23 protein-coding genes, 2 tRNA genes and 1 other RNA gene are annotated in these 23413 nt (G+C 71.7%); 7 read left to right on the forward strand and 19 right to left on the reverse strand.

Annotated features, from left to right (window positions below):
* Nucleotides 1-65: 65 nt before the first annotated feature.
* The 10 genes from ABD268_RS04220 to ABD268_RS04265 form a co-directional block, all read right to left on the reverse strand.
* A complete protein-coding gene (locus ABD268_RS04220) occupies nucleotides 66-968 on the reverse strand; it encodes a DUF559 domain-containing protein (protein WP_344148083.1) in 903 nt (300 codons plus the stop codon).
* A 166-nt stretch (nucleotides 969-1134) separates the two neighbouring features.
* Complete coding sequence (locus ABD268_RS04225; protein ID WP_344148085.1) at nucleotides 1135-1971, reverse strand: MBL fold metallo-hydrolase; 837 nt, start codon at nucleotides 1969-1971, stop codon at nucleotides 1135-1137.
* On the reverse strand, nucleotides 1968-2849 hold the full coding sequence (locus ABD268_RS04230) for an NUDIX hydrolase (RefSeq protein WP_344148088.1): 882 nt from the start codon (nucleotides 2847-2849) through the stop codon (nucleotides 1968-1970). The genes ABD268_RS04225 and ABD268_RS04230 overlap by 4 nt, the downstream gene beginning before the upstream one ends.
* 5 nt (nucleotides 2850-2854) lie before the next feature.
* The gene (locus tag ABD268_RS04235) at nucleotides 2855-3313 is read right to left on the reverse strand and encodes a RidA family protein (RefSeq protein WP_344148091.1); all 459 of its coding nucleotides are present in this window, start codon (nucleotides 3311-3313) and stop codon (nucleotides 2855-2857) included.
* Between the two features lies 1 nt (nucleotide 3314).
* Entirely contained in the window at nucleotides 3315-3473 is a 159-nt protein-coding gene (gene sp36 / locus ABD268_RS04240; RefSeq protein WP_180935256.1) for a Sp36 family protein, read from the reverse strand.
* A 27-nt stretch (nucleotides 3474-3500) separates the two neighbouring features.
* Entirely contained in the window at nucleotides 3501-4796 is a 1296-nt protein-coding gene (locus ABD268_RS04245) for an Nramp family divalent metal transporter (protein ID WP_344148098.1), read from the reverse strand.
* A 76-nt stretch (nucleotides 4797-4872) separates the two neighbouring features.
* Complete coding sequence (locus ABD268_RS04250; protein WP_344148101.1) at nucleotides 4873-5478, reverse strand: dihydrofolate reductase family protein; 606 nt, start codon at nucleotides 5476-5478, stop codon at nucleotides 4873-4875.
* Between the two features lie 127 nt (nucleotides 5479-5605).
* Nucleotides 5606-7294: a BCCT family transporter gene (locus ABD268_RS04255; protein ID WP_344148104.1), complete on the reverse strand. Its 1689-nt coding sequence runs from the start codon at nucleotides 7292-7294 to the stop codon at nucleotides 5606-5608.
* Nucleotides 7295-7482: 188 nt separating this feature from the next.
* Nucleotides 7483-8115, reverse strand: a complete 633-nt coding sequence (locus tag ABD268_RS04260) for a CoA transferase subunit B (RefSeq protein WP_344148107.1) — start codon at nucleotides 8113-8115, stop codon at nucleotides 7483-7485.
* A 1-nt stretch (nucleotide 8116) separates the two neighbouring features.
* The gene (locus tag ABD268_RS04265; RefSeq protein WP_344148110.1) at nucleotides 8117-8896 is read right to left on the reverse strand and encodes a CoA transferase subunit A; all 780 of its coding nucleotides are present in this window, start codon (nucleotides 8894-8896) and stop codon (nucleotides 8117-8119) included.
* Between the two features lie 189 nt (nucleotides 8897-9085).
* Between ABD268_RS04265 and bagA the strand changes: the two genes are divergently transcribed.
* Both bagA and bagB read left to right on the forward strand, forming a co-directional pair.
* A complete protein-coding gene (gene bagA, locus ABD268_RS04270) occupies nucleotides 9086-10096 on the forward strand; it encodes an ATPase BagA (RefSeq protein WP_344148112.1) in 1011 nt (336 codons plus the stop codon).
* Complete coding sequence (gene bagB, locus ABD268_RS04275; RefSeq protein WP_344148115.1) at nucleotides 10093-11283, forward strand: ArsA family ATPase; 1191 nt, start codon at nucleotides 10093-10095, stop codon at nucleotides 11281-11283. The genes bagA and bagB overlap by 4 nt, the downstream gene beginning before the upstream one ends.
* Nucleotides 11284-11298: 15 nt before the next feature.
* Here the strand turns inward: bagB and ABD268_RS04280 are convergent, their stop codons facing one another.
* Nucleotides 11299-11595: a WhiB family transcriptional regulator gene (locus tag ABD268_RS04280; RefSeq protein ID WP_344148118.1), complete on the reverse strand. Its 297-nt coding sequence runs from the start codon at nucleotides 11593-11595 to the stop codon at nucleotides 11299-11301.
* A gap of 195 nt (nucleotides 11596-11790) precedes the next feature.
* Here ABD268_RS04280 and ABD268_RS04285 point away from each other — a divergent pair, with 195 nt between their 5' ends.
* The gene (locus ABD268_RS04285) at nucleotides 11791-14187 is read left to right on the forward strand and encodes a penicillin-binding protein (RefSeq protein ID WP_344148121.1); all 2397 of its coding nucleotides are present in this window, start codon (nucleotides 11791-11793) and stop codon (nucleotides 14185-14187) included.
* A gap of 88 nt (nucleotides 14188-14275) precedes the next feature.
* Here ABD268_RS04285 and ABD268_RS04290 read toward each other — a convergent pair whose 3' ends face one another.
* On the reverse strand, nucleotides 14276-14737 hold the full coding sequence (locus ABD268_RS04290; protein WP_344148124.1) for a GatB/YqeY domain-containing protein: 462 nt from the start codon (nucleotides 14735-14737) through the stop codon (nucleotides 14276-14278).
* A 26-nt stretch (nucleotides 14738-14763) separates the two neighbouring features.
* On the opposite strand from ABD268_RS04290, the gene ABD268_RS04295 reads away from it, so the two are divergent.
* The 3 genes from ABD268_RS04295 (at nucleotide 14764) to ABD268_RS04305 (ending at nucleotide 16740) form a co-directional block, all read left to right on the forward strand.
* A complete protein-coding gene (locus tag ABD268_RS04295; RefSeq protein ID WP_344148127.1) occupies nucleotides 14764-15699 on the forward strand; it encodes a metallophosphoesterase in 936 nt (311 codons plus the stop codon).
* Between the two features lie 104 nt (nucleotides 15700-15803).
* Nucleotides 15804-15880 (forward strand) — tRNA-Pro (locus ABD268_RS04300).
* Between the two features lie 122 nt (nucleotides 15881-16002).
* Nucleotides 16003-16740, forward strand: a complete 738-nt coding sequence (locus tag ABD268_RS04305; protein WP_344148130.1) for a hypothetical protein — start codon at nucleotides 16003-16005, stop codon at nucleotides 16738-16740.
* A gap of 39 nt (nucleotides 16741-16779) precedes the next feature.
* Here ABD268_RS04305 and ABD268_RS04310 read toward each other — a convergent pair whose 3' ends face one another.
* The 7 genes from ABD268_RS04310 to ffs form a co-directional block, all read right to left on the reverse strand.
* Entirely contained in the window at nucleotides 16780-17808 is a 1029-nt protein-coding gene (locus tag ABD268_RS04310) for an aspartate-semialdehyde dehydrogenase (protein WP_344148133.1), read from the reverse strand.
* A complete protein-coding gene (locus ABD268_RS04315) occupies nucleotides 17805-19079 on the reverse strand; it encodes an aspartate kinase (protein ID WP_344148136.1) in 1275 nt (424 codons plus the stop codon). The genes ABD268_RS04310 and ABD268_RS04315 overlap by 4 nt, the downstream gene beginning before the upstream one ends.
* Before the next feature lie 93 nt (nucleotides 19080-19172).
* A complete protein-coding gene (locus tag ABD268_RS04320) occupies nucleotides 19173-19784 on the reverse strand; it encodes a DUF5063 domain-containing protein (RefSeq protein WP_344148139.1) in 612 nt (203 codons plus the stop codon).
* Nucleotides 19781-20377: a recombination mediator RecR gene (gene recR, locus ABD268_RS04325; protein WP_344148142.1), complete on the reverse strand. Its 597-nt coding sequence runs from the start codon at nucleotides 20375-20377 to the stop codon at nucleotides 19781-19783. Before recR ends, ABD268_RS04320 begins: the two co-directional genes overlap by 4 nt.
* A 21-nt stretch (nucleotides 20378-20398) precedes the next feature.
* Nucleotides 20399-20767 carry a YbaB/EbfC family nucleoid-associated protein gene (locus ABD268_RS04330; protein ID WP_344148145.1) on the reverse strand — a complete coding sequence of 123 codons (369 nt, stop codon included), beginning with the start codon at nucleotides 20765-20767 and terminating at the stop codon, nucleotides 20399-20401.
* A gap of 28 nt (nucleotides 20768-20795) precedes the next feature.
* Entirely contained in the window at nucleotides 20796-23000 is a 2205-nt protein-coding gene (locus tag ABD268_RS04335; RefSeq protein WP_344148148.1) for a DNA polymerase III subunit gamma and tau, read from the reverse strand.
* A gap of 56 nt (nucleotides 23001-23056) precedes the next feature.
* An RNA gene (ffs, locus tag ABD268_RS04340) (signal recognition particle sRNA small type) lies at nucleotides 23057-23147 on the reverse strand.
* A 96-nt stretch (nucleotides 23148-23243) separates the two neighbouring features.
* Here ffs and ABD268_RS04345 point away from each other — a divergent pair.
* A tRNA-Ser gene (locus tag ABD268_RS04345) sits at nucleotides 23244-23332 on the forward strand.
* Nucleotides 23333-23413: the final 81 nt, after the last annotated feature.

A 23413-nucleotide genomic window follows, 5' to 3' on the forward strand; every position in this document is an offset into this window, starting at 1 on the left:
GATTCGGTTGGGTTGGGCGTGATCAGTTGCGGCCTGGCGTCCATCGGCAGCCGCAGCTTCCCTGCTCACCGCAGGCCGAGGGCCTCACGGATCTCGCGGATCCACCGATCCGTCGCCGCGGCGGTGAAGTCGTGCTTGGTCACCACGATCACCGTCCAGCCATGATCTCGGAGCCACTTCCGCCGGAGTCGGTCTGCCTCCCGGTCCGCCGAGCTGCTGTGGAACTCCTCGCCGTCGTACTCGATGGCCACCCGAGCGTGTGGGTAGGCCAGGTCGAGTCGGTACGTCGGCACGCCGTCGACGTAGACCCAGTGCTGGAGCTTGGGCGGCGGCAGACCCCGATCGAGGATCTCCAACCGGGTCCACGACTCACCCGGTGACTCGGAGGCGCCGTCCACGAGGGGAATCAGCTCGCGCAGCTGGATCACGCCGCGCCGACGGAAGTAACGCGGCAGAAGCTTCAACATGTCGGCCAGCGTGAACCCGTGGACCCGCACGAGCGCATCCATGGCCGCGAGCGCCTCGCGTCGAGAGAGCTTGCAGCCGAGGTCCATGGCGGTGCGCAAGGGCGTCGTCACGCGGACGCCACCGAGGGTCATCCAGTCGGTCGCCACCAGGTCCCGGGTGCCGCCCGCGCACTCCGGGCGATCCGTGGGGTCATGACCGCGCAGGACGTAGGACTCGAGCCTCGGCACGACGTCACGTTCGCGGAAGGGGTGCACGTCGATGCCGTGCAACCAGGCCGCGCTGCGGTCGCAGAGCACCGAGTGCGTGCTGATGACCAGCAGGGCCGCCTGCGCCCGCAGCAGGGGCGTGAGCTCGACGTCTGCCCGGACGTAGACACTGGTGAAGAGCCGGATCAGCACTCGCTGCCGCACGGCGGCGTCGAGCTTCCAGCGTCGTACGCCGAGCTTGGCCACCTGCGCCCAGGTGAACGGTGTCGAGGGGAACTCGGTCGATACCAGCATGCGGCCACGGTGCGATGGCTCGGACGAGTCGAGGCGGCCGGACGCCGCACCTGTGCAGAAGGCGGCAGGGACGACCCCCTGTGGACGGTCCGCGGCCGGTCAGCCCCGGAGGTCCGGATGGAGACGGGCCGAATCACGCCCAAGTCGCGGCCGAATCCGGCCCAACTCAACGTGTGGAAAGGTAGGCCAGCTGCGCCCGGACCGAGAGCTCGGCGGCACCCCACAGCACCGGGTCGACGTCGGCGTACACGTGCTCGACCACGGCGCGCGGGGTCAGCGAGGAGCCGGTCCCGGCCTCCAGGTCGACGTGCGGCAGCGCCCGGGCGAGGGTGAGCTCCCCCGACAGCGTGAGGACGGCATCCTCGACCTGCGCCAGCCGCTCGCGCCGGTGCGCGATGTAGAAGTCGAGGGCGCCCAGGGCGTCGTCGATGACCGGGCCGTGGCCCGGCCAGATCGCGCGCAGCTCGTGCTCGGCGGCGAGGGCGTGCAGCCGGTCCAGCGAGCCGAGGTAGGCCCCCAGCTGGCCGTCGGGGTGCGCCACCACCGTGGTGCCGCGGCCCAGCACCGTGTCGCCGGTCAGGACCGCCCCCTCCGCGGGCAGTAGGAAGGACAGCGAGTCCGAGGTGTGGCCGGGCGTGCCGACCACCCGGATCTCGAGACCGTCGACCGAGACCACGTCGCCGTCGCCGAGCCCCTCGGCCCCCAGCCGGTACGCCGGGTCCAGCGCGCGTACGCCGCACCCCACCCGCCCGGCGAACTCGCGGGCCGCCTCGGAGTGGTCGGCGTGGTGGTGGGTCAGCAGCACGGCGGCCACCTCGCCGGCCTCAGCTGCCACGGCATCGAGGTGCGCCAGGATCGACGGCCCGGGGTCGATGACCACCGAGCGCCGGGCACCGGGCTCGCGCAGCACCCAGGTGTTGGTGCCGTCGAGGGTCATGATGTTCGCGTTCGGGGCCAGCACGCAGCGCCCCCGCTCCCCGAACGCTCCCCCGGACCAGCTCATCCGTCCGCGCCCCCGAGACGAGCCTCCACCAGCGCCCGCAGCGACTCCGGCATGGACAGCGTGGCGTCCTCACCCTCGCCCACGACCTGCGGGGTGAACATCTCCACCCGGCGCCCCTCGGCGGCGGCGAGGACGTGCTCGGGAGTGTCGTGCTGCGCGATCTCGAGGCAGGTCAGGTAGGTCGGTGGGAGCATGAGCATCTCGGCGGCGTCGACCGCCTCGACGGCGGACCTCGCCGGCAGCCAGGCCACCGACGACGACTCGCTCGACACGTCGCGGGTGCGCTGCCCCTCGGGCATCTCGGCGACGAAGAACCAGGTGCGGTAGCGACGCGGCTCGAAGACCGGCGTCAGCCAGCCCGACCACACGCCGAGCAGGTCCGCGCGCAGCACCAGGCCGCGCCGGGCCAGGAACTCGGTGAACGCCAGGTCCCGCTTCTCCAGGGCGACCCGGTCGACCTCCCAGTCCTCGCCGGTGGTGTCGGCGACCACGGTGTGCGGCGACGTGCCCGCCAGCAGCACGCCGGACTCCTCGAAGGTCTCGCGGACCGCGGCGCACACCAGCGCCAGCGCGGTCTCCTCGTCGGTGCCGAGCCGCACCGCCCACTCCGCCGGCGTCGGTCCCTCCCAGTCCACGTGCGCCTCGAAGTCCCGTGGGTCCACGCCGCCGCCGGGGAAGACGCACATGCCCCCCGCGAACGCCATGGACGTCTGCCGGCGCAGCAGGTAGACCGAGGGTCCGCCGGCCGACGAGCCCTGTGCCGAGGGACGCAGCAGCACGACCGTCGCGGCGTTGCGCGGCTCGGCCGGCGTGAGCCTGCCCGCGGCGTACTCGCGGGCCTGCTCGACCAGCTGCGGCGGCAGCGGGATCCGGAGCACCGGGCTCAGACCTCGACGATGAGCTCGACCTCGACCGGCGAGTCCAGCGGCAGCACGGGCACGCCGACGGCCGAGCGGGCGTGGACTCCGGCGTCGCCGAAGGCCTTGCCGAACAGCTCGGAGGCGCCGTTGGCGACCAGCGGCTGGCCGGTGAAGTCGGGGGTGGACGCCACGAACGCGACGACCTTGACGATCCGCTTGACCAGCGAGAGGTCGCCGATCTCCGCCTTGACCGCCGCGATCGCGTTGAGCGCGCACTGCTGGGCGCACTCCACGGCCTCCTCCTGGCTGACCTCGCCACCGACCTTGCCGGTGAGCATCAGCTCGCCCGAGCGCATGGGCAGCTGGCCGGAGGTGAAGACGTGGTTGCCGCTGCGCACGGCCGGGATGTACACCGCCACCGGCTTGGCCACCTCGGGCACGGAGAGGCCGAGCTCGGCCAGTCGCTCCTCGGGAGTGCTCATCTCAGCCCTCCAGGGGGCGCTTGAAGTAGCCGACGAGGTTCTCGGGGTTCATCCCCGGCGCGATCTGCACCAGCTCCCATCCGTCGGCCCCGAAGTTGTCGAGGATCTGCTTGGCGGCGTGCGTCAGGATCGGCGCGGTCAGGTACTCCCACTTGGTCATGGTCGGCACCCTACTCACCGCCTCCGGTCACAGGAACGAGACGTACGGCGAGAGCACCTCGCGCAGCTCGTTGGCGGCCAGCACCAAGAACAGCAGGGCGCACAGCCCCATCAGCGAGTTCGACAGCCAGCCGTTGCGCCACCGCTCCGGCACGTCCGCACTGTCCGGGTGCGCGGCGCGGCGCCGGTTCAGCAGGAGCAGCAGCGTGATCGCGAGGAACGGCATGAACAGCGCGCCCAGGGTGCCGTAGGCGAGGATCAGCCCCACCGGCTTGTCGAGCAGCAGGAGCAGCATCGGCGGGAACGTCAGCCAGAGCATGTACGCCCTGAAGTAGCGGCCGCCCGTGCGGGTGTCGGGGTGGCCGGGCTCGAGGCGCCGCAGGTTCCCCCAGAAGTCGGCGAACATCAGGCTCACGCCGCTCCAGACGCCGATCAGCGAGGAGAACGACGAGGCCCAGAACCCGATGAGGAAGACCAGGCCGAACCCCTCGCCGTACCGGTCCTGGAGCACGTCGGAGAGCTGGACCAGGCCCTGGTCGCCGGTGTCGATCGCGATGTTGGCGGAGTAGAGCAGCTCGGCGCCCACGATCAGCATGGACACCACGAAGACCCCGGTCACCGCGTACGCCACGCCGTTGTCGATGCGCATCACCCGCATGAAGCGCGGGGTCGACCAGCCCTTCTCCCGCAGCCAGTAGCCGTAGGCGGCCAGCGTGATCGTGCCCCCGACACCGCCGGCGATCGCCAGCACGTTGATGACCGAGCCGCCGGGGAAGATCGGACGCAGCCCCAGCAGCACCTCGCCGAGGTTGGGCAACGTCAGGATCGCCGCACCGACCACCGCGACGAACATGAGCCCGACGAAGACCGTGATGACCTTCTCGAAGAGCCCGTAGGAGCCGAGCCAGACCAGCGCCAGGCCGACGAGCCCGGACACGACCGCCGTCCACCTCAGCGACAGGTCCGGGAACAGCGCGATCAGGGGCAGGGCCGACGACGACATCGCGGTGGCGCCGTACACCAGGCCCCAGATGGCGATGTACGGCGCGAAGTACCACGTGGTCCAGCGGCCCAGGCTGCGCCAGCCCTCGAAGATCGTGCGCCCCGACGCCAGCGAGTAGCGCCCCGCCCCCTCGACCAGCACGACCTTGATGACGGCACCCAGCACCGCCACCCACAGCAAGGTGTAGCCGAACTTCGAACCCGCCACCAGCGTGGCCACCAGGTCCGCGGCCCCGACACCGGTCGCCGCGACCACCAGCCCGGGCCCGACCACCTGCCAACGTGGGGTCGACTGGGTTTCCTGACGCGCGTCCAGTGTCATCGAGCCTCCCGAGATGAGATGAGTCGTCGGCCCATCATGGCCCCCGGGCACCGGGAGCGCAGCCCGCGGGGCCCGGTCAGCGGACGACGGCGTACCTCACGTGCGTGGCGTACGGCGAGTGGTGGACCGACCGGATCTCCAGGTCGACGTCCTGGTCGAAGCCGTCGAACAGCCGCTTGCCGCCGCCGAGGACTACGGGCGCGGTCGAGATCGCCAGCTCGTCGACGACGCCGGCGGCCAGCCCCTGCCGGATCAGGTCGGCACCCCCGCCCAGCGCCACGACGCCGTCCCCGGCGAGCTCGCGCGCCCGGAGGAGCGCGGCGTCGAACCCGTCGACGAAGTGGAAGCCGGCATCGGGGCCGGGCTGGTCCTCGGTGCGGTGGGTGAGCACGACCAGGGGGCCCGGGAACGGGTTGGACCCGCCCCAGGCGCCGGCCGCGTCGTACATGTTCCGGCCGACGATCCCGGATCCCATGCCCTCGGTGAGCTCGTCGAAGAACTCCTTGTCGGGCCCGTGCATCCCCCCGGCGTCCCGGCCGTCGTCCGCATATGTCCATGGTCCGCCCATGACCCAGTAGTGGAGGCGCTCACCCCCGATGCCCAGACCGCGCTCCGGCCCGTCCTGCGGCCCGGTGACGTAGCCGTCGACCGAGGTGGTGATGCTCGCGATGACCGTGCCCATGGCTCCTCCTGCGCTCGCCGCGCTCCGGTGTCGAACATGCAGACCGGGACCGGAGCCGACACTCATCGGCGCAGACGCGGAGAGCCCCCGGCGGTGCCGGGGGCTCTCGTGGCGGTGCGGATGGATCTCAGGACTTCGGCGGGCTGCCGGCCTGGACCTCTTCGGCGATCTCCCGGGCCAGCCAGGTGCGACGGCGACGCTGGATGATCCGGTTCTCCTGCATCAGGGCCTTGGCCGTGGCCACGACCATCAGCACCATCACGATGCTGAACGGCGCCGCGACCAGGATCGCCGTCGTCTGCAGCGCGGCCAGGCCACCGGCGACCAGCAGCACCGCTGCGACGATGCCCTCCATGGAGGCCCAGAAGACCCGGCTCCAGACGGGCGGGTTCAGGTTGCCGCCCTCCGCCAGCATGTCGACCACGAACGAGCCCGAGTCCGAGCTGGTCACGAAGAAGACCACGATGAGCACCAGGGCGATCACGCTGAGCACGGTCGACATCGGGAGCCCGTCGAGCAGCTGGAACAGCGCCGTGTTGGTCGAGACGGAGCCGTCCTTCGCGATCAGGCCGCCGTTGCCGAAGACCTCACGGTAGAGCGCGGAGCCGCCGAGGACCGAGAACCACAGGAACGTCACGAGCGTCGGCACGAGCAGCACTCCCGCCACGAACTGCCGGACCGTGCGGCCCTTCGAGATGCGGGCGATGAAGACGCCCACGAACGGCGCCCAGCTCATCCACCAGCCCCAGTAGTAGGTCGTCCAGCCGGACAGCCACGACGCGCCGCCCTCCTGGAAGGGCCGCACGTTGAACGACATCTTCAGGAAGTTCTCGAGGTACGACCCGATCTGCGTGACGAAGTCGCTGAGCAGGAACACGGTGGGGCCGAGCACCAGGACGAGCGCCAGGAGCCCGGCAGCCACGACCATGTTGATGTTGGACAGGAGCTTGATGCCCTTGTCGACCCCGCTGACGACCGAGGTCAGCGCGATCGCGGTGATCCCGGCGATCAGCAGGACCAGCAGCGTGTTCGTCGCTTCGCCCACGACGCCGAGGTACTCCAGCCCCGCGCCGACCTGGGTCACGCCGAAGCCGAGCGAGGTGGCGACGCCGAACAGGGTGCCGACGATCGCGACGACGTCGATGAGGTCGCCCCAGAAGCCGAGGACCCGGTCGCCCAGCAGCGGCTCGAGTGCCCAGCGCAGCGAGATCGGCCGGCCCTTGCGGTGCACGGCGTAGGCGATGGCCAGGCCGACCACGACGTAGATGGCCCACGCGTGCAGGCCCCAGTGGAGGAAGGTGGTGTCCATGGCGGAGCGGGCCACATCCCCGGCGCCGCCCGAGGTGTCGGTGCCCGGGGGCGGCGAGGCCATGTGGTTGAGCGGCTCGGCCACGCCCCAGAAGACGAGGCCGATGCCCATGCCGGCGGCGAAGAGCATCGAGAACCAGGACTTGAGGCCGAACTCCGGCTCCTCGTCGTCCTTGCCGAGGACGATGTCGCCCATCGGCGAGACGGCGACCCAGACGGAGAACGCGACGAAGCCGGTGACGATGGCGACGTACCACCAGCCGATGTCCTGGACGACGGTGGTGTTCGCCTTGGCCAGCACGTCGCCGAGCTGGGACGGCCAGATGGCGGCGATCGCCACGAACAGGACGAGCAGCCCGGCCGACGGGAGGAAGACCCGGGGCGCGGCGATCAGCTTGTGCCCCGAGGGCGGAGTCGCTGCTCCTCCGGGGTCGCCGGCCGGGTGGCCACCCGCGTCGGACGGGCCGTCAGGACTGGCTGGGCGATCGAGCGGCGGACTCTGTGACATTCGTGCCTTTCGGTCGGGTCACTCGTGGTGATCGGACTGACCTGTCGGGTCAGGATCGCGCGGGACCGACCGGCGCTGAACCGGGTCCCGAAACGGCCATCCACGTTATCGATCCCGGCGCGATGACGCACATCGCGCAAACCAGCAGCCTTCCCACTCGGCACGACTTCCGGTCACACCGCCTCCACTCAGGCCACGTGGATCTCCGGCTCCGTCTTCTCCCGGACCTCGTCCTCGGTGATCCCGGGCGCCAGCTCGACGAGCCTCAGCCCGTCGGGGGTCACGTCGATGACGCACAGATCGGTGATGATCCGCTGGACCACGCCCTTGCCGGTGTAGGGCAGCGAGCACTCCTCGACGATCTTGTAGGAGCCGTCCTTGGCGACGTGCTCCATCAGCACGATCACGCGCTTGGCGCCGTGGACCAGGTCCATCGCGCCGCCCATGCCCTTGACCATCTTCCCGGGGATCATCCAGTTGGCGATGTCACCGGTGGCCGAGACCTGCATCGCGCCCAGGATCGCGGCGTCGATCTTGCCGCCACGGATCATCCCGAACGAGGTGGCGGAGTCGAAGAACGACGCCCCGCGGCGCAGCGTGACGGTCTCCTTGCCGGCGTTGATCAGGTCGGCGTCCTCCTCACCCTCGACGGGGTAGGCCCCGACGCCGAGGATGCCGTTCTCCGACTGCAGCACCAGCTCCACGTCGTCGTCGACGTAGTTGGGCACGAGCGTCGGCAGCCCGATCCCGAGGTTGACGTAGGAGCCGTCGTGCAGCTCCGAGGCGGCCCGGGCCGCCATCTCCTCACGCGTCCACCCCATGTCAGTTGCCCTCCTTCGGACGCACGGTCCGCTTCTCGATGCGCTTGTCGGCTGCCTGCTCCGGGGTCAGCGCGACCACGCGCTGCACGAACACCCCCGGGGTGTGCACGTCGTTGGGGTCCAGCTCGCCGGGCTCGACCAGCTCCTCGACCTCGGCGACGGTGACCCGGCCGCACATCGCGGCGAGCGGGTTGAAGTTGCGCGCGGAGTCGCGGTAGACGAGGTTGCCGTGCCGGTCGCCCTTCCAGGCCCGGACCAGGCCGAAGTCCGCCACGATCGCGTGCTCGAGCACGAACTCCTTCTCGCCCTCGGCGGTCTCGAACCGCTGGGTCTGCTTCGGGGGCGAGGACACCACCACGTTGCCCTCGGCGTCGTACTTCCACGGCAGGCCACCCTCGGCCACCTGGGTGCCGACACCGGTCGCGGTGAAGAACGCCGGGATGCCGGACCCGCCGGCGCGCATCCGCTCCGCGAGCGTGCCCTGCGGGGTCAGCTCGACCTCGAGCTCACCGTGCAGGTACTGCCGCGCGAACTCCTTGTTCTCCCCGACGTAGGAGGAGATCATCCGCCGCAGCCGCTTGGCCATCAGCAGCCGGCCCAGGCCCCAGTCGTCGACCCCGCAGTTGTTCGACACCGCCTCGAGCTCCTCGACCCCGGCCTCCAGGACCGCCTCGATCAGCACCGACGGGATCCCGCACAACCCGAAGCCGCCCACCGCCAGCGTCGCTCCGCTGGGGATGTCCGCCACGGCCTCGGCAGCACTCGCCACGACCTTGTCCACGCCTCGTCCTCCCTTGCCCGTCCCCGGGCGCTCTGGTCCGGACCGGAAAGAGCCGGCCTCGCCTGCCGGCGATCCTAGTCATGACGGCCGTCACAGCCGTATGGCCGTGCGGCACACGATGCCCCGCGCCGGGTGGCCGGGCCGGACATGCCCGGGCCGCGTCAGGAGGCACGTCATACGCTGCACTACGTGTCCGAGCAGAAGCACGACTGGCCACGGGTCCGGCTCCACGTCGTCACCGGCAAGGGCGGCACCGGCAAGTCGACCGTCGCCGCGGCCCTGGCGCTCGCGCTGGCCTCCCACGGCAGGAACGTCCTGCTCTGCGAGGTCGAGGGGCGCCAGGGGATCGCCCGCATGTTCGACGTCGACCCGCTCCCCTACGAGGAACGCCGGATCGCCACCGGGCTGCCCGGGCCCGACGGGTCCCCCGGGCACGTCCACGCACTCCACATCGACCCGGAGTCGGCCCTGCTGGAGTACCTCTCGATGTACTACAAGCTCGGCCGCGCCGGCCGGGCCCTGGACCGCTTCGGCGTGGTCGAGTTCGCGACCACGATCGCCCCGGGCGTCCGCGACGTGCTGCTCACCGGCAAGGTCTTCGAGGCCGTGCAGCGCAACAGCCGCAACAAGTTGGCGATCCGCTACGACGCCGTGGTCCTCGACGCCCCGCCCACCGGCCGGATCGCCCAGTTCCTCAACGTCAACAACGAGCTCGCCGGGCTGGCGCGGATGGGCCCCATCAAGAGCCAGGCCGACACGGTGATGACCCTGTTCCGCTCGCCGCGCACCGCGGTGCACCTGACGACGGTGCTGGAGGAGATGCCGGTCCAGGAGACCGCCGACGGCATCGCCGAGCTGCACCGCGCCAACCTTCCCGTGGGCGGCGTGGTCGTGAACCTCGTCCGGCCCCGCGACCTCGACGCTGCGGACCTCGAGGCCGCGCGGGCGGACGAGCTGGACCGCGCGGCGATCCGCTCGGACCTCAAGGAGGCCCGGGTCGAGGACGGCAACGGCCTGGTCGACGGGCTGGTCGAGGAGGCCCGCGACCACGCGGAGCGGCGCGCCCTCGAGGACGACCAGCGGGCGCTGGTCGGCGAGCTGGACGTGCCGACGTACGAGCTGCCCCGCCTGGCAGGCGGCGTCGACCTCGGCGGGCTCTACGAGCTCGCCGCCGTGCTCAGGGAACAGGGGATGGCATGAGCAGCACCGCGAGCACTCACGCACGCAGCCGGTCCCGGGTGGGCCCGCTGGCCGAGGCCCCCGCGCCCGCCCTCGACGTCGACGCGCTGCTGGACGACCCGCACACCGGGATCATCGTGTGCTGCGGCTCGGGGGGCGTCGGCAAGACCACGACCTCGGCCGCGCTCGCGCTGCGCGCCGCCGAGCGCGGACGCACCGTGGTGGTGCTGACCATCGACCCGGCCCGCCGGCTGGCCCAGTCGATGGGCATCGAGGCGCTCGACAACACCCCGCGCCCGGTCGTCGGGGTCGACCCCGCCGCCGGCGGCTCGCTCGACGCGATGATGCTGGACATGAAGCGCACCTTCGACGAGGTGGTGGAGAGCCAGGCCACCCCCGAGAAGGCCCGCCAGATCCTGGAGAACCCGTTCTACGTGGCCCTGTCGAGCTCCTTCGCCGGCACCCAGGAGTACATGGCGATGGAGAAGCTGGGCCAGATCCACCACGACGCGCAGCGAGACGGCGGCTACGACCTGATCGTGGTCGACACCCCGCCGTCGCGGTCGGCGCTGGACTTCCTCGACGCCCCCGAGCGGCTCTCCAGCTTCCTCGACGGACGGTTCATCCGCCTGCTGCTCGCGCCGGCCAAGGGACCGGCCCGGATGATGTCGGCCGGGTTCGGGCTGATCACCAACGCACTGACCAAGATCCTGGGGGCCCAGGTGCTGCGCGACATGCAGACCTTCGTGGCGGCCTTCGACACGCTGTTCGGCGGATTCCGCCAGCGCGCCCAGAAGACCTTCGAGCTGCTCCAGGCCGACGGTACGGCGTTCCTCGTCGTCGCCGCGCCGGAGCCGGACGCGCTGCGCGAGGCGGCGTACTTCGTGGAGCGGCTCAGCGAGGACGACATGCCCCTCGCCGGCCTGATCGTCAACCGGGCCAGCCCGGCGCCGCTGGGCACGCTGTCGGCCGACGAGGCGATGGCCGCGGCGACCCGCCTGCGCAAGCTGGACCCGGAGTCGCTCACCGCGGGCCTGCTGCGGCTGCACGCCGACCAGTCACGGATGGTCGAGCGGGAGGCGCGGCTGCGTGAGCGCTTCGCCGCGGCGCACCCGGAGGTGCCGACCGCGGTGGTCCCGGCGCTCGCCGGCGACGTGCACGACCTCGACGGCCTGCGCCGGGTGGGCGAGCTGCTCGCCGTCGAGTGACGCCGGCGCCGCGTCTCAGGCGGTCGCGGTGACCTTCACCGGGTTGCCACCCTGGTCGCGGGCCGCCTCGAGGACCGCCCGCCACGAGGCGGTCGGCTTGCGGCGCAGCAGTGCCCGGCGCTCGCGCTCGGTCATGCCGCCCCAGACGCCCCACTCGATCTGGTTGTCGAGGGCCTCGGCGAGGCACTCGGTCCGCACCGGGCAGCCCGAGCAGAGCTGCTTGGCCTTGTTCTGCTCCGCACCGCGCACGAACAGCTGGTCCGGTTGTGCCTGCCGACAAGCTGCCGCAGACGTCCAGTCCTCAACCCACATAGTGATGTCCCCACATCGTCCGAGATAGGCGGCGTCCCCATGACGCCTACCCGGGAAGTCCCCTCAGGGTAGAAAAGTTAAGGCCATCGGCCGCGCTGCGGCAGATCTCTTTTACCCAAATGTCCTAGTCCGAAGTGACTAGTCAATTTGGGTCATGAATGGGTTGGGGATCGCTCCCTCCCGTACATTGGGCGCATGCCCAGCCCTCGGCCCACCCCGCCCGACGAGCCGCTCACGGCCCGCCGCATCGCGTCGCACCTCGGCGTGATGGTGGCCGTCGCCGCCGTCATGGGAGTCGTCGTCGCCGGTCTCGCGATCCCGTTCGCGGGCGTCGTCGGCCTGGGCGCACGCGACGTCGCCCGGACGATGGACAGCCTCCCGGAGGAGCTCAAGACCGAGGCGCTGCCGCAGAAGACCACCATCGTGGACAGCCGCGGCGACACCGTCGCGACGCTGTACGACGAGAACCGGGTCACCGTCCCGCTGAGCCAGATCTCGCGCACCATGGTCAAGGCCATCGTCGCGATCGAGGACTACCGCTTCTACCAGCACGGCGCCCTGGACCTGAAGGGCACGCTGCGCGCCCTGGTCACCAACCAGGCCAACGGCGGCGTCACCCAGGGTGGCTCGTCGATCACCCAGCAGATGGTCAAGCTGACCCTGCTGAGCCAGGCCCGCACCAAGGCCGAGCGCGAGGCCGCGACCGACGACACCTACGCCCGCAAGCTCCGCGAGCTGCGGTACGCCATCGCCTTCGAGCAGAACTACTCCAAGGACTGGATCCTCGAGCGCTACCTCAACATCGCCTACTTCGGCGACGGCGCGTACGGCATCCAGTCGGCCGCCCGGCACTACTTCAACAAGAACGCCAAGGACCTCGACCTGCTCGAGTCGGCGACGCTGGCCGGGCTGGTGAAGAACCCCACCGGCTACGACCCCACCAACTTCCCGGATCGGTCCCGCGAGCGCCGGGACACCGTGCTGGACCGGATGGCCGAGCTGAACGTCATCAACCCCGCGCGGGCGGACAAGCTCAAGAAGGAGCCGCTGCACCTGCACCCGGTGGCGTCGAGCAACGGCTGCGTGGACTCGCGGGCACCCTTCTTCTGCGACTACGCGATCGCCACGCTGATGCGGGACCCGGCACTGGGCAAGACGCCGGAGGCGCGCAGGAAGCTCCTCTACTCCGGAGGCCTGACCATCCGGACCACCCTCGACCTGCGTGACCAGGCCGCCGCGGACAAGTCGGTGGCCGCGCACGTCGACCCCACCGACCAGGCGATCGGCGCGCTCGCCATGGTCGAGCCGCGGACCGGCGACGTGAAGGCGCTGGCCCAGTCGCGGCCGATGGGCACCGACAAGGCCCGCGGCCAGACCTACCTGAACTACGTCGTCCCCCAGGAGCTCGGCCACTCCAACGGCTTCCAGGCAGGCTCGACGTTCAAGGCGTTCGTCCTGGCCGCCGCGATCAAGCAGAACATCCCGCTGAGCACCCAGATCAACGCCCCGCACCAGGTCTTCCTGAACATGAGCACGTTCCCCGACTGCGACGGGCACTACCCGAGCACCCAGGTGTGGGCTCCGCAGAACTCCACCGACGACGGCACCTTCAACCTCTACACCGGCACGCAGCTCTCGGTGAACACCTTCTTCGCCCAGCTCGAGCAGCGCACCGGCCTGTGCGAGCCCTACCGGCTGGCCAAGGAGATGGGGGTCGAGCTCGACGACCCGGACCACGAGCGGGTGCCGTCCTTCACCCTCGGCGTGCCGAGCACCAGCCCGCTGGAGATGGCCGAGGCGTACGCCACCTTCGCCGGCCGCGGCCTGCACTGCGACGCCCGCCCGGTGGCCGCGGTCGAGGACGCCAACGGCAACACGCTCAAGGAGTACCCCTCCCAGTGCCAGCAGGTGCTGCCCGGCCCCGTCGCCGACGCCGTCAACGACGTCCTGAGGGGCGTGCAGGAGCCCGGCGGCTTCGGCTACGACGCCGGCATCTCCCTCGCACAGCCCTCGGCGGGCAAGACCGGCACCATCGACAACAACATGGCGGTGTGGTTCGTCGGCTACACGCCCAACCTCGCCACCGCGTCGATGATCGCCGGCGCCAACAGCGTGGGGCACTGGATCACGCTGAACGGCCAGACCCTGCACGGCTCGTACGTCGACTCCGCGCACGGCTCCACCACCGCCGGCCCGATGTGGGGCGACGCGATGAAGGTCATCCAGCAGTGGCTCCCGGACGAGAACTTCGTGAAGCCGACGGCGGAGGACGTCGCCGGCGTGCTGACCACGGTGCCCGACACCGGCGGGATGAGCGTCGAGCAGGCGCAGCAGGTCCTGCAGGACGCCGGGTTCACCGCCGTGCTCGGCGGCTACCGTGACTCCCCCAACCCGCTCGACACGGTCGCGTACACCTCACCGGCCGCCGGCAGCCAGTCAGGCAGCGGCGACACGATCACGATCTACCAGTCCACCGGCCACGTGTACGTCCCGCCGCAGCACCACGGTGGCGGCAAGCCCGGCGGCGGTGGCGGTGGCGGCGGCGGTGGCGGCGGCAAGCCGGGCGGCGGCCACGGCGGCGGCCAACACTGACCGCGGACGACACTGGTCCCTGGGCCTCACGCTGACCGGCCCCGGTCCCACACAGGTGGGGCCGGGGCCGGTCAGTCGTTGCGCGTGCTCAGGAGCCGAGCTGGCGGCGTACCTCCGCGGCGACGGCGGCCCCGTCCGCGCGGCCCTTCACCTGCGGCTGGACCACACCCATGACCCGACCCATGCCCTTCATGCCCTCACCGGCGGCACCGGTCTGCTCGACGGCCGCGGTGACGATCCCGGCGATCTCCGCGGGGGTCAGCTGCTGGGGCAGGTAGTCGGCGATGACCTCGGCCTCGGCACGCTCCTTGGCGGCCATCTCGGAGCGGCCGCCGTCCTCGAACGCGACCGCGGCCTCGCGCCGCTTCTTGGACTCGGTGGACAGGACGCCGATGACGTCGTCGTCGCTCAGCTCGCGCTGCTCCTTGCCCGCGACCTCAGCGTTGGTGATCGCCGTCAGGACCATCCGCAGCGTCGACGAGCGCACCGCGTCGCGAGCCTTCATGGCGGTGGTGAGATCGGTGCGCAGGCGGTCCTTGAGGGTGCTCATGTGCGCCATTGTGGCAGCCTTGCCGCATGACTCCCCCCACGCAGGCCCGGCGTTCGTTGGCTGCCCTCCTGGGCGCGGGAACGCTCGCCGGCGCCGGACTGACGGCGTACGCCGCCCGGGAGGCGCGCCAGTACACGCTGCGCCGGGTGGGCGTGCCGATCCTGCCGCAGGGCCACCGGCCGCTGCGCGTGCTGCACCTCAGCGACGTGCACATGACGCCCGGTCAGACCCGCAAGCAGGAGTGGCTCCGCGGGCTGGCCGACCTCCGACCGGACCTGGTCGTCAACACCGGCGACAACCTGGCGCACCGGGACTCCGTCCCGGTCGTGCGCGACTCGCTCGGCCCGCTGCTCGACGTACCCGGGGTCTTCGTCTTCGGGTCGAACGACTACTACTCGCCCAGTCTCCGCAACCCGCTGCGCTACCTGCTGCCCGATGACGGGCAGCGCAACATCCACACCCCGCAGCTGCCGTGGCGAGACCTCGGCCGGGTGTTCACCGACGCGGGCTGGGTCGACCTGACCAACACGCGCGAGCAGCTGAAGGTCGGGGGGACGCGCCTGGCCTTCGCGGGCGTGGACGACCCGCACCTGGAGTACGACCGGCTCGACGAGGTCGCCGGTCCGGCCGACCCGGACGCCGACGTGCGGCTCGCCGTCGCGCACGCGCCGTACCTGCGGGTGCTGGACCAGTTCGCCGCGGACGGGTACGACGCGATCATCGCCGGCCACACCCACGGGGGCCAGGTGTGCCTGCCCGGAGGGCGGGCGCTCACCACGAACTGCGACCTCGAGCCCGCCCGCGCCAGGGGCCTGCACCGGCACCCCGCGGACTCGCGCCCCGGTGATCCGGGGTCGGCCTGGCTGCACGTCTCGGCCGGCCTGGGGACGAGCCCCTACGTGCAGCTCCGGGTCGCGTGCCGCCCCGAGGCCACCCTCGTCACGCTCACGCCGCGGGGCTGAGAACGCACCTTACGTCCACGGGTGATGGCCGATTGGAGCCGCTCGGCGAGGCTCGGGTATGCTCACCGTGCTCGCGGGCCGGACCGGTTGGTCAGACCCGCGATCGGGCTGTGGCGCAGCTTGGTAGCGCGCCTCGTTCGGGACGAGGAGGCCGCAGGTTCAAATCCTGTCAGCCCGACCAGCGGAACGAAGGAACCCCGATCCCCCTGGGGATCGGGGTTCCTTCGTCTCCGGTGGCCACTGCTCGATCCATCTGTCGGCGGGACGGCGCGGGCCCGCGGACGGTCTGGCACACTGCCCCGCATGGCTGATGAGGATCGCAGCAACGACGGGCCCTCGCTGGAGCTGCCCTCGTTCGGTCTGGGGCGCAGGAAGCGCACGAAGTCCGGCTCCGGGGACGCGGACGCCGCGGCTCCCGCCGCCCCGGCGGCAGCCGAGCCCGAGCCCGAGCCGCAGCCGGTGGTCCCGTCTCCCGAGCCTCCGGCCCAGCAGGCGCCACCCCTCTACGCCGACGAGGCCCCCACCGCCCCGCTGGCGCCCCCGCCCGTGCCGGCCGCTCCGCCGGCGCCCGAGGCCGAGACACGCACCAGGCCCGCGAAGCCTGCCAGGCCTGCGAAGCCTGCCCGGGCTGCCAGGGATCGTCGCCGGCGACCGCTGCCGACCATCGGCGGGATGGCCGCGGCGGTCATCACGGGGATCCTGGTCGGCGTGATCACGGTGGGCCTGACCTGGGCCTCGCAGCGCCTCTGCGAGGTCGTCCGCGGCACCTCCTCCTGCGGCGGGCCCGGGTTCTTCCTGCTGGTCGCGATCATGGTCGCGATGGTGGTGCTCGGCGCCGCGCTGCTGCGCGCCTGGGGCGTCCCCGACCCCGGCTCCACCAGCTTCCTGGCCGTCGGCCTGCTGGCGGTGGTGGCGCTGCTGTTCCTGGTCGACGTGCTGTTCAGCTGGTGGATGATCATCGTCATCCCGGCCGTCTCGGTCGCCACCTTCGCCCTGTCCCAGTGGGTGACGACCACCTTCATCGACCCCGCGGAGCACTGAGGGCCCACGGCGCGGGGCGAGAGTGCCCCGAGCGCCCGGTCAGCGCGAGGCGAGGAGCTCCGCGATCTGGACCGTGTTGAGCGCGGCGCCCTTGCGCAGGTTGTCGTTGGAGATGAACAGCGCCAGGCCCCGGTCACCGTCGACACCAGCGTCCTGCCGGATCCGCCCGACGTACGACGGGTCCTGGCCGGCGGCCTGCAGCGGCGTGGGGATGTCCGAGAGCTCGACGCCGGGGGCGCCGGCGAGGAGCTCGCGGGCGCGCTCCACCGGCATCGCCGACGCGAACTCGGCGTTGATCGCCAGCGAGTGGCCCGTGAACACCGGCACCCGCACGCAGATGCCCGAGACCCGCAGGTCCGGGATGCCGAGGATCTTGCGGGACTCGTTGCGGAGCTTCTGCTCCTCGTCGGTCTCGCCCAGCCCGTCGTCCACGATCGAGCCGGCCATCGGCAGCACGTTGTAGGCGATCGTGCGGGCGTACTTCACCGGCTCGGGGAACGCCACCGCGTCGCCGTCGTAGGCCAGCTCGCGGGCCTTGTCGCCCGCCGCGCTGACCTGCGTGGCGAGCTCGTCGACGCCGGCCACGCCGCTGCCCGAGACCGCCTGGTAGGTCGAGGCGATCAGGCGGACCAGGCCGGCCTCGTCGTGCAGCGGCTTGAGGACCGGCATCGCCGCCATCGTGGTGCAGTTCGGGTTGGCGATGATGCCCTTGCGGGCCTCGGCGAGCGCCTGCGGGTTGACCTCGGAGACGACCAGCGGGACGTCGGGATCCATCCGGAACGCCGAGGAGTTGTCGACCACGGTCACGCCGGCGTCCGCGAACTTCGACGCCAGCGCACGCGAGGTGGTGGCCCCGGCGGAGAACAGCGCGATGTCGAGGCCACTCGGGTCCGCGGTGGAGGCGTCCTCGACGACGACCTCGCGACCGGCGTACGGCAGCACGGTGCCGGCCGACCGCGCGGAGGCGAAGAACCGGATCTCCTCGAGCGGGAAGCCACGCTGCTCGAGGATCTGTCTCATCGCGACGCCGACCTGGCCGGTCGCGCCGACCACTCCCAGACGCGTCATCGGCCGGTCCCCCCGTAGACGACCGCCTCGACCTCGTCGGCGTCGAGGTCGAACGCCGAGTGGGTCGCCCGGACCGCCTCGTCGACCTGGGCCTCGTCGACGATGACCGAGATCCGGATCTCGGAGGTGGAGATCATCTCGATGTTCACCCCCGCCGAGGCCAGCGACGCGAAGAACTTCGCGGTGATGCCCGGGTGGGAGCGCATGCCGGCGCCGATCAGCGAGACCTTGCCGATCTGGTCGTCGTACAGCAGCTTGTCGTAGCCGACCTCCTCCTGGATCCGCGCGAGCGCACCCATGGCGGTCTGGCCGTCCTCCCGCGGCAGCGTGAAGGAGATGTCGGTGAGCCCGGTGGCGGCCGCGGAGACGTTCTGCACGACCATGTCGATGTTGACCTCGGTCGCCGAGAGCGCCTCGAAGATCCGGGCGGCCTCGCCGACCTTGTCCGGCACACCCACCACGGTGATCTTGGCCTCGCTCCGGTCGTGGGCGACGCCGGCGATGATCGCCTGCTCCATGTCTTCGTCTCCTGCCTGGCTGTCCGGGATGATCCAGCTGCCCTCCTTCTGGCTGAAGGAGGACCGCACGTGGATCGGCATGTCGTAGCGGCGGGCGTACTCGACGCACCGCAGGTGGAGGATCTTGGAGCCCGACGCCGCCATCTCCAGCATCTCCTCGGTGGAGACCCGGTCGAGCTTGCGGGCCGCGGGCACGATCCGCGGGTCTGCGGTGAAGACGCCGTCGACGTCGCTGTAGATCTCGCAGACCTCGGCGCCGAGCGCGGCCGCGAGCGCGACCGCCGTGGTGTCGGAGGCTCCACGGCCCAGCGTGGTGACGTCCTTGGTGTCCTGCGAGACCCCCTGGAACCCCGCCACGATCGCGATCGCGCCGTCCTTGATGGCGGTCTCGATCCGGCCGGGCGTGATGTCGATGATCTTGGCCTTGCCGTGCACCGAGTCGGTGATGACGCCGGCCTGGGAACCGGTGAACGACTGCGCCTTGTGGCCGAGCTGCGCGATCGCCATGGCGACCAGCGCCATCGAGATCCGCTCGCCCGCGGTGAGCAGCATGTCGAGCTCGCGCGGGGGCGGCAGCGGCGTCACCTGCTCGGCGAGGTCCCGCAGCTCGTCGGTGGTGTCGCCCATCGCCGAGACCACCACGACGACGTCGTGGCCGGCCTTGCGGGTGGCGACGATGCGTTGCGCGACTCGCTTGATCCCGGACGCGTCAGCGACGGACGAGCCGCCGTACTTCTGCACGACAATGCCCACTGGTAGTCCTCGAGGGTCGGTTGGCATCTCCCGGCCGCCTGTCCCGGTCGTCGACCGGGACCACGCCGCGCTGCGCCGCGACCGCTCGTGAGTCTACCGGGGCGCCGAGCCCTCCGAGCCGAGCATCTCAGCGTCGAGCATCTCGTCGGCCGCGGCGACCTGCTCCTCCTCGCCCTCGATCTCCGCGTCGAGACGGTCGTGGGCCACGACCGAGAGCAGCGCGTTGAGGGTGGCGCCCGCGAGGTTCCCCCACGAGGAGACGTAGGAGAACTGCCACCACCACAGGGCCTCCTCGACGTTGCCGCTGCGGTAGTGGCGCAGGCCGTTCTCGAGGTCGGTGGCGATGCTGGTCAGGTCGTCGGAGAGCTGGCCGTCGACCACCTCGGGCACGTAGGGGTCGAAGACGAACGTGTAGGTGTCGACGCTGTCGAGGATGGCCGCCAGGCGCAGCCGCATCTGGTCGAGGTCCGGCTCGGGGCCCACGTCGGGCTGGTACTCCGCGCGCGGCGTGAAGTCACGCTGCGCGCCCAGCCGGGCGCCGGCCAGCAGCACCTGGCTGATCTCCAGCAGCAGCAGCGAGATGGCGCGACCGCCGTCGGCCTCGCGCGCGATCGCCTGCAGCGCGATCAGGAAGCTCTCCACCTGGTCGGCGATCTGCTGGGCGAAGTCCTCGGTCTCGGCGTCCAGCCTTGAGGTCTCGGTCATTCAGCGCTCCGTCTCCCTGCGAATGCTCGTCCGAGGGTGACCTCGTCGGCGTACTCCAGGTCACCACCTACGGGCAGTCCACTCGCCAAACGCGTCACGCGCAACCCGAGCGGCTTGAGCATCCGGGTGAGGTACGTCGCGGTGGCCTCCCCCTCGAGGTTCGGGTCGGTGGCCAGGATGACCTCGGTGATGGTGCCGTCGGCCAGCCGCATCATCAGCTCGCGGATGCGCAGCTGGTCCGGTCCGATGCCGTCGATCGGGGAGATCGCGCCGCCGAGCACGTGGTAGCGGCCGCGGAACTCGCGGGTCCGCTCGATCGCGACGACGTCCTTGTACTCCTCCACGACGCACAGCACGGCCGGGTCACGGCGGGGGTCGCGGCAGATACGGCACTGCTCGTCCTCGGAGACGTTGAAGCAGACGCTGCAGAACTTGACCTTCGCCTTCACCTCGATGAGGACGTCCGCGAGCCGGCGCACGTCGGCAGGCTCGGCCTGGAGCAGGTGGAACGCGATCCGCTGCGCGCTCTTGGGACCGACGCCGGGGAGCCGGCCGAGCTCGTCGATGAGGTCCTGGACGACGCCTTCGTACATCGGGGTTGCTTCCTCGTCGCCCTAGAAGCCGAGCTGGCCGGGCACGCCGCCGCCACCGCCGGCGAGCGGACCGAGGGTCTCGCTGGCGACCGCGTCGGCCTGGGCTTTCGCGTCGCGGTAGGCGGCCACGATCATGTCGCCGAGGTCGGAGAGGTCGTCGGCGTCGTTGGCGTCGAAGCCACCGGTCTTGATGTCCACGCCGACGAGCTCGCCGACGCCGTTGACCCGGACCGTGACCGCGCCGCCCGCGACGGTGCCGTCGACGACGGTCTCGCTCAGCCGGGCCTGGGCGCTCTGGAGCTGCTCCTGCATCTGCTGGGCCTGCTGGAGCAGGGCGTTCATGTCGAGGCCGCCGGCTCCGCCGAGCGCGTCGAAGGGGTTCTGGGTCATGGTGCGGTCACCTCTCGGGTTGGGTTGCTCACTGGTTGCGGATCTCCTCGATCACCCTGGCGCCGAGCTCCCGGGCGAGCAGCTCGGCCCCCGCGAGGCCCTGGTTGTCGGCGTCGATGTCGTCGGGGTGGGCGTCGGCGTCGGCGGCCCGCATGTCGTCGACCCGGGTGTTCTCGGCGCCACCGGCCTGCCGGGTCTGCTGGATGGCGGCCTTCGCGGCGGCGATCGCGTCGGGTCCGGCCTTCTCGCGGCCCGGCGCCGCGGGCTGGTCCGGCGCTGCGGTCGCCTCGGGGGCACCACCCGGCCCAGCACCCGACCCGGCATCCGACCCGGCAGCCGGCCCCGGGTCGGGCGGCGGGTCGTGGGGCGGCTCCGGAGGCCCCTCCGGTGGGTCCGCGGCCCACGCGGGAGGTGCCGCGGGCGCCTCGGGGGCCGGGACGGCCGGCTCGGCGGGCGTGCTCGGGGTGATCGTGCGCGGGGCGTGGGCATCGGCCTTCGCGCCGGGGTCGACGATCGTCTCGATGCGCCAGTCGGCACCGACGACGTCGATGGCGGCCTGGCGGACGATCTCGGCGCTGCCGCCCTTGTCGAAGGAGTCCCGGGCTCCGGCGTTGGTGAACCCGAGGGTCAGCACGTTGCCCTCGACCGCGACCACCTGGCAGTTCTGCGTGAGGTGCATCCAGGTGAGCCGGCGGCGCATCTTGGTGGCATCGACGATGTCGGGCCACAGGCGGCGTACGTCGACCAGCGTGAGCCCGCCTGCCGACGCGGCCGGGGCCTGGGCCGGCGCGGGTGCCTGGGCCGCGGGCGCCTGGGCGGGCTGCGGGGCCGGCGGCGGCGCCTGAGTTGCGGGTGTCTCCGCGGGCGCCGGGGTCGGCTCGGGTCGGGCGGCCTCCGGACGGGCCGGCTCCACAGGGGCAGGCTCGTGGCGGGCCGGCTCGGGCCGGGCCACCGGCGTCGAGGTCGGCGCGACGACGTCGCTCGTGACGTGGACCGAGGCCGGACGGTCCTGGGCGGGCGGCAGGGACGGCGCGGGCGCCGCGACCTGGGGCGAGGGGGTACCGGTGATCGCGATCCGTTTCTCGAGCCGGTCGAGGCGGGCGAGCACCCCGTCGGTGGCGTGGTCGGCGCCGGGCAGCAGCACCCGGGCACAGACGAGCTCGAGCAGCAGCCGCGGGGCGGTCGCGCCGCGCATCTCGGTGAGCCCGGTGGCCAGCAGGTCGGCGGCGCGGGTGAGCTCGGCGCTGCCGAAGCGGGCCGCCTGGGCGACCAGCCGCTCGCCCTGGTCCTCGGAGACGTCGATGAGCCCGGTGGCCGGCGCGTCGGGGACGGCGTCGACGATCACGAGGTCGCGCAGCCGGCGCAACAGGTCCTCGGTGAAGCGGCGCGGGTCCTGGCCGGTCTCGATGACCTTGTCGACCACGCCGAACACGGCCGCGCCGTCGCCCGCGGCGAACGCGTCGACCACCTCGTCGAGCAGCGTGTCCGGGGTGTAGCCGAGCAGGCCGGTCGCCAGCGCGTGGGTGACCCCCTCGGGGCCGGCGCCGCCGAGCAGCTGGTCGAGGACCGACAGCGTGTCGCGGGCCGATCCTGCGCCCGCGCGCACCACCAGCGGCAGCGCCGCGGGCTCGATCTGCACCTGCTCCTTCTCGCAGAGCTCGGAGAGGTACGCCGACAGCAGCCGCGGCGGGATCAGACGGAACGGGTAGTGGTGGGTGCGCGAGCGGATCGTCGGCAGCACCTTGTCCGGCTCGGTGGTGGCGAAGATGAACCGCAGGTGCGGCGGCGGCTCCTCGACGAGCTTCAGCAGGGCGTTGAAGCCCTGCGTGGTGACCATGTGGGCCTCGTCGATGATGTAGACCTTGTAGCGGCTGCGCACCGGCGCGAAGAACGCCTTCTCGCGCAGGTCCCGCGCGTCGTCGACACCACCGTGCGAGGCGGCGTCGATCTCGATCACGTCGATGGACCCCGGACCCCCGCGTGCCAGGTCGCGGCAGCTGTCGCACTCACCGCACGGATCGGCGACGGGGGCCTGCTCGCAGTTCAGCGCCCGGGCCAGGATCCGGGCCGAGGTGGTCTTGCCGCAGCCGCGCGGGCCGGAGAAGAGGTAGGCGTGGTTGACCCGGTTGTTCGCCAGCGCCGCCCGCAGCGGCTCGGTGACATGGTCCTGGCCGATGACCTCCCGATATGTCTCGGGCCGGTAGCGGCGGTACAACGCGAGGGGTGACTCCACGCAAGAACCCTAACCACCCCCGCCGACACCCGGTAGCGCGCGGCCCCGGGGAAGCAAAAGGCCCCCCGCGCACCCGACAGAGCTCGCTTACCCTTGCTGCCTTCCGGCCCTGGGGGAGTTGGGCAAGATGCCGCCACACGGGGGGTTGGCCATGAGTGTAGGGGAGGCCCCCGACCGGCACCAAAGACGGGCCGGGGCTGGGGGATTTCACTGCTCCGCGGGCCGACCGGTACGCTCCTCCGCGGAGGATTCGCCTAGTGGCCTATGGCGCTCGCTTGGAAAGCGGGTTGGGTTAACAGCCCTCAGGGGTTCGAATCCCCTATCCTCCGCCACTCGAAGGGCGCCGACCACCGGTCGGCGCCCTTCGTCGTACGACGGGGCCGGCCGGCGCGCGCGTCCCGACCCGACACGGC

Origin of the sequence: Nocardioides koreensis (assembly GCF_039531775.1) — a bacterium.
Lineage (GTDB): Bacteria > Actinomycetota > Actinomycetes > Propionibacteriales > Nocardioidaceae > Nocardioides > Nocardioides koreensis.

Excerpts from the sequence above, each read along its gene's own strand:
- ABD268_RS04220 (WP_344148083.1), bottom strand. The coding sequence starts at position 968 with ATGCTGGTATCGACCGAGTTCCCCTCGACACCGTTCACCTGGGCGCAG.
- ABD268_RS04225 (WP_344148085.1), bottom strand. The coding sequence starts at position 1,971 with ATGAGCTGGTCCGGGGGAGCGTTCGGGGAGCGGGGGCGCTGCGTGCTG.
- ABD268_RS04235 (WP_344148091.1), bottom strand. The coding sequence starts at position 3,313 with ATGAGCACTCCCGAGGAGCGACTGGCCGAGCTCGGCCTCTCCGTGCCC.
- sp36 (WP_180935256.1), bottom strand. The coding sequence starts at position 3,473 with ATGACCAAGTGGGAGTACCTGACCGCGCCGATCCTGACGCACGCCGCC.
- ABD268_RS04245 (WP_344148098.1), bottom strand. The coding sequence starts at position 4,796 with ATGACACTGGACGCGCGTCAGGAAACCCAGTCGACCCCACGTTGGCAG.
- ABD268_RS04250 (WP_344148101.1), bottom strand. The coding sequence starts at position 5,478 with ATGGGCACGGTCATCGCGAGCATCACCACCTCGGTCGACGGCTACGTC.
- ABD268_RS04255 (WP_344148104.1), bottom strand. The coding sequence starts at position 7,294 with ATGTCACAGAGTCCGCCGCTCGATCGCCCAGCCAGTCCTGACGGCCCG.
- ABD268_RS04260 (WP_344148107.1), bottom strand. The coding sequence starts at position 8,115 with ATGGGGTGGACGCGTGAGGAGATGGCGGCCCGGGCCGCCTCGGAGCTG.
- bagB (WP_344148115.1), top strand. The coding sequence starts at position 10,093 with ATGAGCAGCACCGCGAGCACTCACGCACGCAGCCGGTCCCGGGTGGGC.
- ABD268_RS04280 (WP_344148118.1), bottom strand. The coding sequence starts at position 11,595 with ATGTGGGTTGAGGACTGGACGTCTGCGGCAGCTTGTCGGCAGGCACAA.
- ABD268_RS04285 (WP_344148121.1), top strand. The coding sequence starts at position 11,791 with ATGCCCAGCCCTCGGCCCACCCCGCCCGACGAGCCGCTCACGGCCCGC.
- ABD268_RS04290 (WP_344148124.1), bottom strand. The coding sequence starts at position 14,737 with ATGAGCACCCTCAAGGACCGCCTGCGCACCGATCTCACCACCGCCATG.
- ABD268_RS04295 (WP_344148127.1), top strand. The coding sequence starts at position 14,764 with ATGACTCCCCCCACGCAGGCCCGGCGTTCGTTGGCTGCCCTCCTGGGC.
- ABD268_RS04305 (WP_344148130.1), top strand. The coding sequence starts at position 16,003 with ATGGCTGATGAGGATCGCAGCAACGACGGGCCCTCGCTGGAGCTGCCC.
- ABD268_RS04310 (WP_344148133.1), bottom strand. The coding sequence starts at position 17,808 with ATGACGCGTCTGGGAGTGGTCGGCGCGACCGGCCAGGTCGGCGTCGCG.
- ABD268_RS04320 (WP_344148139.1), bottom strand. The coding sequence starts at position 19,784 with ATGACCGAGACCTCAAGGCTGGACGCCGAGACCGAGGACTTCGCCCAG.
- recR (WP_344148142.1), bottom strand. The coding sequence starts at position 20,377 with ATGTACGAAGGCGTCGTCCAGGACCTCATCGACGAGCTCGGCCGGCTC.
- ABD268_RS04330 (WP_344148145.1), bottom strand. The coding sequence starts at position 20,767 with ATGACCCAGAACCCCTTCGACGCGCTCGGCGGAGCCGGCGGCCTCGAC.